This is a genomic window from Kitasatospora sp. NPDC056327 (genome assembly GCF_042261735.1).
Classification (GTDB): domain Bacteria; phylum Actinomycetota; class Actinomycetes; order Streptomycetales; family Streptomycetaceae; genus Kitasatospora.
The window spans coordinates 1-11125 of sequence record NZ_JBHJRC010000277.1; the positions used below are offsets into that span (position 1 = coordinate 1).

Below are 11125 nucleotides of genomic sequence, written 5' to 3' on the forward strand. Positions count from 1 at the left end.
GCCTCCCCCCGGAGGTCACCGCCCGCTCCGCCCGCCCCCGGGCGTCCCGGGCCCCCGCCCGTGAACGCCCCCTTCCGGGTCCCCACCCGGAAGTCCCCGTCCGGACCGGACCGGCCCCGCCCCGGTCGGCGCGGACCCGGTCGGCGCGGACCCCGACGGCCCGGACCACGACGGCGCGGCCCGGTCGGCGCGGGCCCAGCCGCCCGCGCCTCCCCGGCCGGACCGGCTCAGTCGGTGCCGGCCTGCCGGAGCACCAGCTCGGCCACCTTGGCGGCGGAGGCCGGGTTCTGGCCGGTGACCAGCCGTCCGTCGGCGACCGCGTACTCGGCGAAGGTGTCGCCCTTGGTGATCAGCGCGCCGCGCTCGGCCAGCGCGCTCTCCAGCAGGAACGGGACGGTCCCGGTGAGGCCGACCGCCGCCTCCTCCTCGTTGGTGAAGGAGGAGACCCGCTTGCCCGACACCAGCGGATCGCCGTTGGACAGGGTGACCGGCAGCAGGCCGGCCGGGCCGTGGCAGACCGCCGCGACCACGCCGCCGTTCTCGTAGACGGCGGCGGCGAGCGCGGCCAGGTCGGCGGCGTGCGGGAAGTCCCACATGGTGCCGTGGCCACCGGCGAAGTAGACGGCGTCGTAGTCGTCGGCGTCGAGCTCGGCGGCGGTGGAGGTGGCGGCGAGGGACTCGGCGTGCTCCAGGAGGAAGGACGTGCTGACGATGTCCTCCTCCTTGACGCCGTCCTGCGGAGCGGCGCCGCCCCGGACCGAGACGAAGGCGATGTCCCAGCCCGCCGCCCGGAAGACCTCGGCCGGGTGGGCGACCTCGGACACGTAGAAGCCGGTCCTGCGGCCGGTGTCGCCGAGGGTGTCGTGCGAGGTGAGCGCGAAGAGCACGGTGGGCACGGTGGATCTCCTTGGGAAGTGGGTGGTGCGCGGAGCGCTCAAACGCTGAGCGTGGCCAGGTCGGCGAGTTGGAGCCGGCGCTGGCCGTGCCGGTCGGCGATGGCGACGTGGTCGGCCGTGTGGTAGCCCCACCAGGCCCACAGGGCGGTGGCACCGGTCGCACCGACGGCGAGGGTGTTGGCGATGTGGTCGTCGACGAAGGTGACGTCGGCCGGTTCGAGGCCCTCCGCGGCGGCGAGGTCGCGAACGGCGGTGGCCTTGTCGGAGCAGTCGCCGACGACCTGGGCGACGGTGTCCGCGAGGCCGTGGTGGCCGAGGATCTCCCACACCGACTTCTCGTCCTTCGCCGTCACCACGGCGGTGGAGCCGCCGCGGTGGCGCTCCAGCAGGGCCGGGATGCCGGGGTAGAGCGTGTGCAGGCCGAGCCACTCGGCGCGCCGTTCGGCGCTCAGCCGGGCCCGGACGGCGCTCGCTCCGGCGACCAGCCGGGCCCGTTCCGGGGCGGGCAGCGCCGCGGCGAGCGCCCGGTAGTCGGCCGGGCCGGTGATCGCACCGGACGCCGGGTGGCGGGCCACCATGAAGTCGCCGAGGACCCGGGCGTGTTCGCGCACCGTCCGGAACCGGTTCAGGAACTCGGGCGGCAGTTCGGCGGCCCGTTCGGCGAGCGGCCGGGCGGCCACCTCGGCCGGGTCCCGGTCGGCGTACCAGGTGACCAGCGCGCACTCGGTGAACGCGTCGGCGATGACCCCGTCGAAGTCGAGGATCAGCACGGATTGCCTCCAGCAATCGGTGGTGGGAGCGTCCGGGGCGGGACGGCGGCGGGCACGAGGGGACGTGTTTCGTCCGCCGTCCCGCCCCGGGACCGGGCCGGAGGATCAGGCCGCGGCCGGCGTGTCCGTCCGGGCGGTGCGGGCCTCGACGGTGTCGAAGACGGCCCGCATGAAGCGCCCGACGTACGCGTAGTAGGAGCAGGTGATGATGTGCTCGTCAACGATCACGTCCGAGTCGACGACCTCGGCCCCGGCGTTGATCACGTCGTCCCGCAGGCCGATGTAGGCGCAGGCCCGGCGGCCCTTGAGGACGCCGGCCGAGACCATGATCCAGGGACCGTGGCAGAGCCCGGCGACGACCTTCCCGGCGGCGTCCATCGCCCGCAGGAAGTCCAGCACCCGGGTGTCCTGGCGGACCCGGTCCGGGGCCTCGTGGCCGCCGGTGAGGATGACCGCGTCGTAGGCGTCCGCGTCCAGCCGGTCGAAGCCGACCAGCGGCCTGGCGGTCTTGTCCATCGGCAGCGGCACCCCGTACTTGCCGGTCACGGCCCGGCCGTCCCGGGTGGCGACGTCGACCTCCCAGCCCTCCTCCAGCAGCCGGTAGTAGGTGTAGACGACGTCGTGGTCCTGGAACCCGGGGCCGGTGACGATGACGGCGTTGGGCATGGCGAACTCCTTCTGCTTCGAGCCTCGTTCGAGTGCGGTGGCGTGCCGTCGGGCCGTCAGGCCAGGGCCAGGGACAGGTAGTACTGGTCCAGGGAGGGCCGGCGGGCGTCCCCCTGGACGGGGGCGAGGATGTCCACCTCGCCGGTCACCACCCCGGTCAGTCCGAGCGGGATGTGGAACAGGTCCGGCTCCTGCCTCCGGTAGAAGACGTCCATCCCGGCCCGGATCGAGAACCGGAAGTCGCCGCCCGGCGAGCGCTCGCGCATCCTGGCCTGCGGCAGGTAGGAGACCGGCTTGGCGGGCAGCTGCCCGGAGTCGCTCCAGCCGCTCTCGTAGCCGGCGCCGGCCCGGCCGTGGTCGTCGCGCAGCCGGACCAGGTCGAACTTGTTGCGCGGCGCCTCGACCTCCACCAGCCAGAGCGGGTCCGGCCCCAGGCTCCGGGTGGCGTGGAAGGCGCCGCCGGCGATCCGCAGGATCGTGCCGACGCCGACCGGGTACTGGCCGGTCAGGGTGTCGGTGGCCCCGCTCCCCGCCAGGCAGAGCAGGTAGGTGAGCTTGCGCGGGTGCGCGTGCATCGACGTGGAGCGCCCGTGGTCGATCCGCAGGTTCCAGACGTCGATGAAGTCGTCGACGTAGACCCGGTACTCCATCCCCCACGGCTTGGGGATGATCTCGTTGAGGTGGTGGTCCTCGATCAGGTGCTCGTTGGCGACCCGTCCCCCCGAGCGGATCACCTCGTTGAGTGCCGCGAAGTCCCGCGGCCCCGGGTCGATCCGGACCACGAGCTCCTCGCGGAGACCGTGGTCCGTGGTGGTTCTCTTCCGTTCGTGCCCGAGTCCGGACATTCATTACCCCCGTTTGGCCTTCTTGCGTCCCCCCGGCCGCTTTCCACGTTAGGTACCGGGGGACCGCCGGCCAAATAGCGCGGGCCGCACTCCCCGATAACGGGAGCCTGTCACCCGGACTCCGGAACGGGGCGACACCGTTGGTGGACCGTCAGACCCGGCGGGCGTTCCGGTACGGGTGCCGGTGCTCGCGCGGGTGCGGTCGGCCGTGCGGGCGCGGGCCCCGGGGCCGTTCGGGTGCGAGCCGGGCGGCCGGCAGCCGGCCGGTCTCCAGCTGCGCCACCTCTCCCCCGGGGTCTCCGGGGCCCGCGGTGCCCGCCGCGCCCCCGGCCGCCCCCGCCAGCACCGCCAGGAAGCCGGCCCGGGGCTCCGGGGCGGCACCGAGCGAGCGCACGTGCGGGGAGTCCCACTGGACGTCCAGCAGCCCGCCCCCGGCAGCGGCGAAGCGGGCTCCGAGGTCGGCGACCGCGACCCGGGCGGCGTCCGGACGGCGGTGGAACATCGAGTCCAGGCTGAGCACCGGTCCGGTGACGATCCCGAACACCCCGCCGACCAGCTCCCCGTCCTCCCACACCTCCACGCTGTGGGCCGCGCCGAGCCGGTGCAGCCCGGTCAGCGCGCGCCGGAGGTCCCCGGTCAGCCAGGGCGGCTCGCGCCCCTCGGCGCAGGCGGCGAGCACCTCGTCGAAGGCCAGGTCGGCGGTGGTCCACCAGTCCAGCCGGTTGCGCAGCAGCCGGGCGAGCTTGCGGCCGATCCGCACGCCGTCCGGGGCGAGTACCGGCCGCGGGTCGGGCGACCACCAGGCGAGCGCGTAAGGGTCCGCGTGGCCGGGGCCGGGCAGCAGGGCGATCCCGCCGGCCGCGACCGCCTCCTCGTAGCGGGCCTCGTTGAAGGCGCCGGCGTAGTCGTCGGCGGCGGGCATCGGGAACAGTCCGTGCCGGTAGGCGGCGAGCAGGGTGGCGGGTTCGAGGTCGGCGCCGAAGGCGGCGGGGCCGTCGGCGGGCGCGCGGGCCGGGTCGACCGCCGTGAACACGCCCCCGGGGGCGGCGGCCGTCATCGCGGTGCTCCCCGCCGTGCGGCCGGCCGGGGCGGGGCGAGGAAGCCCTCCGCCGTCAGCCGGTCGAGGTAGAGGTCGAGCAGGGCGTCGTCCACCGCCGGCAGTTCCACACCGCTGCCGGCCAGCGCCTCCTCGGTGTTGTTCCGGTCGAACAGCGGGAAGGTGGGCCGGAAGTACAGCTCGCTGATGGACAGCGCGGTGCCCGGCACCCGGTCGACGAAGAGCGGCACGAAGGGCGTCATCGGGTGGGTGGGGTGCCCGGCGGCGAACCGGACCAGGCCGCGCACCCACTCCTCGTAGGGGACGGCGTCGACGGGGTGGCCGCGGGCGCGCAGCCGGCCGGCGAGGTCGGCGAGGTCCGCCGGGTGCGGCGAGGTCAGGTGGTAGACCTCGCCGGCGGCGGGGGCGTGGGCGGTGATGTGGCAGACCGCCCGGCCGAACCGGTCGGCGGGGACGAAGTCGAGCGGGAACCGCACGTCCGGGCTGGTCCCGCTCTCCGCGATGTACTTGATCAGCGCGCAGATCTCGGTGCCGGTGTTGGTCACTCCGGTGCGAAGGTCGCCGGTGACGTCGTTGGTGCGCAGCACGGTGACCGGCAGCCCGGCCCCGGCGGCGTGGTGGAGCAGCTGTTCGGCGACCCACTTGCTCTCCACGTAGCCGACGGCGAGCTTGTCGGGGTGGGCGAGCGGGGTCCGTTCGGTGACCTCGCGGACACCCGCCGGGCCGAAGCCGGCCAGCACGGCGAGGGTGGAGAGGTAGTGGACGGGGATGCCGCGCGAGTGCCCGGCGAGCCGGACGACCTCGCGGGTGCCGGCGACGTTGGCCGCGCGCAGCTGGTGGTACGGGTAGATGAAGTTGACCTGGCCGCCGAGGTGGTGGATGGCGTCCAGGCCGGCCGCCAGGCGCTCGAAGTGCGGGCGGGTCAGGCCGAGCAGGGGCTCGGCGAGGTCGCCGACGAGCGGGACGACGCGCCGGTCGGTGAGGTCGTGGCGCAGGTAGCGCTGCTGGGCGGCGCGCAGGCGTTCGAGGGCGTGTTCCTCGTCGGGGGCGCGGACCAGGCAGTGGACGCGGGCGGCGGTGGTGCGGAGCAGCGCGTCCAGCAGGTGGGCGCCGCAGAAGCCGGTGGCGCCGGTGAGCAGGATCTCGGCGGGTTCGGCGCGGGAGGGCGCGGGGCTCCAGGACTGCTGGAGGGGGGTGTCGAGGCGGGCCTCGGCGGCCCAGTCGACGGCGGCCCCGCCGGTGCCGTCGCCGTCACCACTGCCGTCGCCGGTGCCGGAACGGGCGGCGAAGGTGGCCGCGGCGAAGGCGCCCAGGGTGGCGTCGCGCAGCAGGGAGCGGGTGAGGAAGCGGATCCGGGTGACGTCGATTCCGAACATGATCCGGGCGCGGGCGAGCATCTCCATGGCCAGCAGGGAGTTGCCGCCGAGGTCGAAGAAGTCGTCGTCGGGGCCGACCTCGGGGACGCCGAGCAGCTCGGACCAGAGGTGGGCGACGCCCGTCATGAGGGCCGAACCGTTCCCCGCGCCGCCGGGGCCATCGCCCGAACCACTGCCCGGACCGCCGCCCGGACCGCCGCCGACCTCCCCGCCGACGGCCCGGCCCGCGCCGCCGCGGCCCCGACCGGAGCCGTCCGGGCCCCCGCCGTCGCGCCGCCGCAGCTGCGGCGTGGCGTCCGGCAGCCGGCGTCGGTCGATCTTGCCCGCCGGGGTGAGCGGCATCCCGTCGAGCAGCACGAACTCCGCCGGGACCATGAAGTCGGGCAGCCGTTCGGCGAGGTGGGCACGGATCCGGCCGCGCCGGGCGCGGGGGCCGGAGGCGGCCCGGTCCGTGAGCGTGTAGTAGGCGGTGAGGACGCGGGCGTCGTCGTCGCCGGCGGCGGTGACCCGGGCCTGCCGGACGTCGGGGTGGGCGGCGAGCACGGACTCGATCTCGGCCGGGTCGACCCGGTGCCCGCGGATCTTCAGCCGGTCGTCGAAGCGTCCGAGGACCTCCAGGTTGCCGTCGGCCCGCCAGCGCCCGGCGTCGCCGGTGCGGTACATGCGTTCGCCGGGCAGGGGCGCGTAGGGGTCGGGCAGGAAGGTGTCCGCGGTGAGCCCGGGCGCCCGCCAGTAGCCGCGGGCCAGACCCGGCCCGCCGAGGTGGATCTCGCCCTTCTCGCCGGGCCGCACCGGGCTGAGCCGGGCATCGAGCACGTGCACCCGCACCCCGGGCAGCGGCCGCCCGATCGGCACCGGCGCGGCGCCCGGGTGCGCGGCGGCCCCGTGCGCGCCGGGTGCCGCCAGCACCTCCGGCGTGAGGTCGCACAGCGTGGAGGTGACGGCCGCCTCGGTCACCCCGTAGGCGTTGACCAGGCGCACCCCCGGCAGCCGCTCCAGGCAGGCCCGGCAGTCGTCGGCGTGCACGGTGTCGCCGCCGACCACGATCAGCCGCAGGTCCTCGGGCGCGGGGCCGCCGGGCGGGAACAGCCCGAGCAGGTGGTGCCAGTACGCGGGGGTGAGGTCGGCGACGGTCAGCCGCAGCTCGCGCATCCGGTGCGCCAGCTCGGTGGGCGCCCAGGTGCGGGTGCCGCCGAGCACCAGCGCGGCGCCGGCGGCCAGCGGGGCGAAGACCTGTTCCAGCGAGGTGTCGAAGCCGAGCGCGGCGAGCTGGAGGACCCGGTCGCGCTCGGTGAGCCCGTAGGCGTCGATCACCCGCTCCAGGGTGAAGACCAGGGAACGGTGGGTGACCGGCACCCCCTTGGGCGTCCCGGTGGTCCCCGAGGTGTAGATGAGATAGGCCAGGTCGTCCGGCCCGGCGGCGGGCCCCGCCGCGCCCGGGTCCGCGCCCGGGTCCGGGTCCGCGTCGTCCTCCGGCGCCGCTCCGCCGTCCCCCGGCGTCACCACCCGCACGCCGGGGAAGCGCACCCCGTCGGCCGCCACCACCAGCTCCGCCCCGCAGTCCTCGACCAGCCGGGCCAGCCGCCGCCTCGGGTGCGCCGGGTCCAGCGGCAGGAACGCCCCGCCCGCCTTGAGCACGCCGAGCCATGCCGTCACCAGGTCCGCCCCGCGCTCCAGGCACACCGGCACGATCCGCTCGGGCCCGGCGCCGAGGCGGCGCAGCAGGCCGGCCAGCCGGTCGCTGCGGGCGTCCAGTTCGCGGTAGCTGAGGGTCTCCTCGTCCGCGAGCACCGCGACGGCCTCCGGGGCGCGGGCGGCGCGGGCCCGGACCAGCCCGTGCACGGTGTCCGCGGGCCCGGCCCGGCCGGGGGCCCGCACCGGTCCCGGCCCGGCGCCGAGCCCGGGCGGGTGCCAGGCGCGTTCCACGTAGTGGTGGCACTCCTGGTGCGGGGCGGGACCGAAGACCGTGCGCCAGCCGCCCGGCACGGTGAGGTCCGCCGGCCAGATCGCGTACTGACCGTCCTCGTTGACCAGCACGGCGTGACGTCCGGCGCTCACTCCCTGACGTGCTCCCCGTGCGCTCTCTCGTGCATCGTCCACCGGCTTGACCTCGTGCTGTGGCGGCAGAATGCTGGGGGGTGCGACATTTCCGACTATACGCACTCAAGGCCCATTTCGAACGTCCGACCGGATCCCCCGGTACGACCCCGGAATCCCCCGGAGTCCTCCGGACCGGCCCGGACGCTCGCGAGCCCCTGCCCGGACACCCCGTCACCCGTCACCCCGGGTGAGCGCGGTGACGCCGAGGAGGAGGTAGCTCGTTGACACGTCGGCGCCGACGCCTGATGGTCTGTTATCTGGCGTGGATGGTGCTGTGCACCGGCATCTACTACACCGACCCCTCCCAGCGGATCATCTGGTGGACGGGCATCGGCCTGGGCGGCGTCGCCGCCATCGTGGCCGGCGTCCGCCTCAACCGACCCCCGCACGCCGTCTACTGGTACCTGCTGGCGCTCGCCAACCTCAGCTTCACCGCGGGCGAGGTGGTGCAGGTCGTCCAGATGCAGTTCCTGCACCTGGGCAGCCCCTTCCCCTCCGTCGCCGACGGCTTCTACCTCGCCGAGTACCTGCTGTACGCGGTGGGCGTGCTGGGCTTCATCCGCTGGCGGACGGCGCACCAGGACCGGGCCAGCCTGCTGGACGCCCTCATCCTCACCATGGGCCTGGCGCTGCTCGTCTGGATCTACCTGATCGTCCCCTACGCCCGGGACCCGGACCTCGACTGGTTCGGCAAGGCCGTCTCGATCGCCTACCCGCTCGGCGACGTCGTGGTGCTCGCCCTGCTGCTGCGCCTGGTCGTCCCGCGCGGCGGGGTCAGCCGGGCGCTTCAGCTGCTCACGGTCGGCACCGTCGGCCTGCTGGTCTCCGACATCCTCTACGGGCTGATCCAGCTGCACGGCACCTGGCGCATCGGCACCCCGGTGGACCTCGGCTGGGCCGCCTTCTACACCGCGTGGGGGGCCGCCGCGCTGCACCCCTCGATGGTCGAGCTGACCAGGCCCATCCCGAGCCAGCAGCCGGACCTCGGCCCCGGCCGGCTCGGTCTGCTCACCCTCGCCTCGCTGATCGCGCCGACCATCCTGATCGTCGAGGCGGTCTCCGGCAACACCGGCAACGCCGGGGTGATCGGCGCCTTCTCCGCCGTCCTCTACCTGCTGGTGCTGGCCCGGCTGGCGGTCGTGGTGCGCGCCCGGCGGCAGGCCGTCGCCCGGGAGCGCGCCCTGCGGCTGGCGGGCTCCTCGCTGACCGCGGCCGTCTCGGTGGAGCAGGTCGCGGACGCCGTCCAGGCCGCCGCGTCCACCCTGATGCCCACCGAGCCCGGCCACGTCGCGCTGCTGGCCGTCACCGAGAGCGGTGTGCTGCACGTGCGGCACGCCGAACGCGGCTCCGGCCGGATCCGGCCGGGCGCCGGGCACGACTCCGACGAGGTGCTCGCCCTCGCCGCCTACCGGGAGACCCGGCTGCTGCCCGTCGGGGACCTCGGCAGCGGCCTCGCCGCCCGCCTCGACGGCATGCCGGTCGCGCTGCTCTGCCCGCTCACCCTCGCCGAGCGGCCCTCCGGCGACCCGCTGATCGGCGCGCTCATCGTGACCGGCACCGAGCAGGAGCTGACCAGCCTCTGGGGCTCGCTGGAGATCCTCGCCGCCCAGGCCGCGCTGGCCGTCGAGCGGGTAATGCTCAGCCGGGAGATCACCCGGCGCGACAGCGAGGCGTACTTCCGCACCCTGGTGCAGAGTGCCGGCGACGTCATCCTCATCCTCAACGCCGACGACTCGGTGCGCTACGCCTCACCCTCCTCCGCCGCGCGGGTGCTCGGCCACCCGAGCCTGGACGGCACCCTGATCACCGACCTCGTCCCGACCGAGGACAGCCGGACGGTCGGCAAGGCGCTGGCCCGGATGCGCAGCCCCGCCGGCCCCGGCTCCCCGCGCTCCGGCCGCTCCGGCCAGGAGCCCCAGCGCGAGCACTGGCGGCTGCTGCGCGCCGACGGCACGACGATCGAGGCCGAGGTGCACTGCAACGACCTGCGCGGGGACCCGACGGTCGGCGGCCTGGTGCTCACCCTGCGCGATGTCACCGAGCAGCGGCAGATGGAGCGCGAGCTCACCCACCGCGCCTTCCACGACTCGCTCACCGGCCTGGCCAACCGGGTGCTGTTCCTGGACCGGGTCGGCCACGCGCTCTCCCGGGGCGAGCGCAGCGGCGCCGTCACGGGCGTGCTCTTCGTCGACCTGGACGACTTCAAGGTGGTCAACGACACCCAGGGACACGCGGTGGGCGACGAGCTGCTGGTGGCCGTCTCGCTGCGGATCTCCACCGCGCTGCGCAGCTCGGACACCGCGGCCCGGCTGGGCGGGGACGAGTTCGCGGTGCTGGTGGAGGACGCCCTGGAGCCGGCCGACGTCGGCGCGATCGCGGACGGCGTGCTGGCGGCGTTCGCCAAGCCGTTCAAGCTGAGCGCGGGCGCGGTGCGGGTCTCGGCCTCGGTCGGGGTGGCGACGACGGAGGACAGCGTGGACGCCACCGAGCTGCTGAGCCACGCCGATCTGGCGCTGTACTCGGCGAAGGCGGCGGGCAAGCGGCAGTGGTGCCACTACCGGCCGGACCTCCAGGCGGGGCTGATGGCGAGGCACGAGCTGAACGAGAACCTGGACACCGCGATCGCCGAGTCCGCGTTCCGGCTGTACTACCAGCCGATCGTCGACCTGGCGACGGGCGATCTGGTCGGCTTCGAGGCCCTGGTCCGCTGGCCGCACGACCGGCGCGGCATGGTGCTGCCCGACGAGTTCATCGCCCTCGCCGAGGAGAGCGGCCAGATCGTGCCGCTCGGCGCCTGGGTACTGGAACGCGCCGCCCAGGAGCTGGCCGGCTGGCACGCCCGCAGCTCCGCCGCCCGCGCCGCCGCCGGTCTGCCCCCGCTGCGCGTCAACGTCAACGTCTCCGCCCGCCAGTTCCGCGACGCCGGCTTCGTCGACGTGGTGCGCGGCGCCCTCCGCTCCTCCGGCGTGCCCCCGCAGACCCTCGTCCTGGAGCTCACCGAGTCCGTCCTGATGCGGCGCGACGACCGCGTCCACACCGATATGCGCACCCTGGGCGAACTCGGCGTCGGCATCGCCATCGACGACTTCGGCACCGGCTACTCCTCGCTCTCCTACCTGCGCGAGTTCCCGATCTCCGTCCTGAAGATCGACAAGTCGTTCATCGACGGCCTGGGCCTCTCCCAGCAGCAGTACGCCCTCGTCGAGGGCATCACCCGGATCGCCGAGACCCTCGGCGTGCAGGTCATCGCCGAGGGCATCGAGAACCCCGAACAGCGCGACCTCCTGGCCGCCATGGGCTGTCCGCTCGGCCAGGGCTACCTCTTCGCCCGCCCCCTGGACGCCGCCGCGGCCCTGGACTTCATCGCCGGCCGCACCGCTCCGGCGGACGGGCGCTGAGCCGCGGGGGCCGGCGC

7 protein-coding genes are annotated in these 11125 nt (G+C 75.0%); 1 reads left to right on the forward strand and 6 read right to left on the reverse strand.

All coding sequences use genetic code 11. The annotated features are described in order from the left end of the window. Positions 1 to 227: 227 nt before the first annotated feature. From ACFCX4_RS29320 to ACFCX4_RS29345, 6 genes are all read right to left on the reverse strand, one after another. The gene (locus ACFCX4_RS29320; protein ID WP_376148800.1) at positions 228 to 896 is read right to left on the reverse strand and encodes a type 1 glutamine amidotransferase domain-containing protein; all 669 of its coding nucleotides are present in this window, start codon (positions 894 to 896) and stop codon (positions 228 to 230) included. A gap of 38 nt (positions 897 to 934) precedes the next feature. Next, positions 935 to 1666: an HAD family hydrolase gene (locus tag ACFCX4_RS29325; RefSeq protein WP_376148803.1), complete on the reverse strand. Its 732-nt coding sequence runs from the start codon at positions 1664 to 1666 to the stop codon at positions 935 to 937. Positions 1667 to 1771: 105 nt separating this feature from the next. Further along, positions 1772 to 2332, reverse strand: coding sequence for a type 1 glutamine amidotransferase domain-containing protein (locus ACFCX4_RS29330; RefSeq protein ID WP_376148806.1), 561 nt, complete (start codon positions 2330 to 2332; stop codon positions 1772 to 1774). A 56-nt stretch (positions 2333 to 2388) separates the two neighbouring features. Beyond that, on the reverse strand, positions 2389 to 3177 hold the full coding sequence (locus ACFCX4_RS29335) for a hypothetical protein (protein ID WP_376148809.1): 789 nt from the start codon (positions 3175 to 3177) through the stop codon (positions 2389 to 2391). A gap of 151 nt (positions 3178 to 3328) precedes the next feature. After that, positions 3329 to 4234, reverse strand: coding sequence for a leucyl/phenylalanyl-tRNA--protein transferase (locus ACFCX4_RS29340; protein ID WP_376148811.1), 906 nt, complete (start codon positions 4232 to 4234; stop codon positions 3329 to 3331). After that, entirely contained in the window at positions 4231 to 7668 is a 3438-nt protein-coding gene (locus ACFCX4_RS29345; RefSeq protein ID WP_376148814.1) for an amino acid adenylation domain-containing protein, read from the reverse strand. Before ACFCX4_RS29345 ends, ACFCX4_RS29340 begins: the two co-directional genes overlap by 4 nt. Positions 7669 to 7976: 308 nt before the next feature. Here ACFCX4_RS29345 and ACFCX4_RS29350 point away from each other — a divergent pair, with 308 nt between their 5' ends. Further along, positions 7977 to 11108 (forward strand): putative bifunctional diguanylate cyclase/phosphodiesterase, encoded by a 3132-nt coding sequence (locus ACFCX4_RS29350; RefSeq protein WP_376148817.1) that lies wholly within the window; start codon positions 7977 to 7979, stop codon positions 11106 to 11108. Positions 11109 to 11125: the final 17 nt, after the last annotated feature.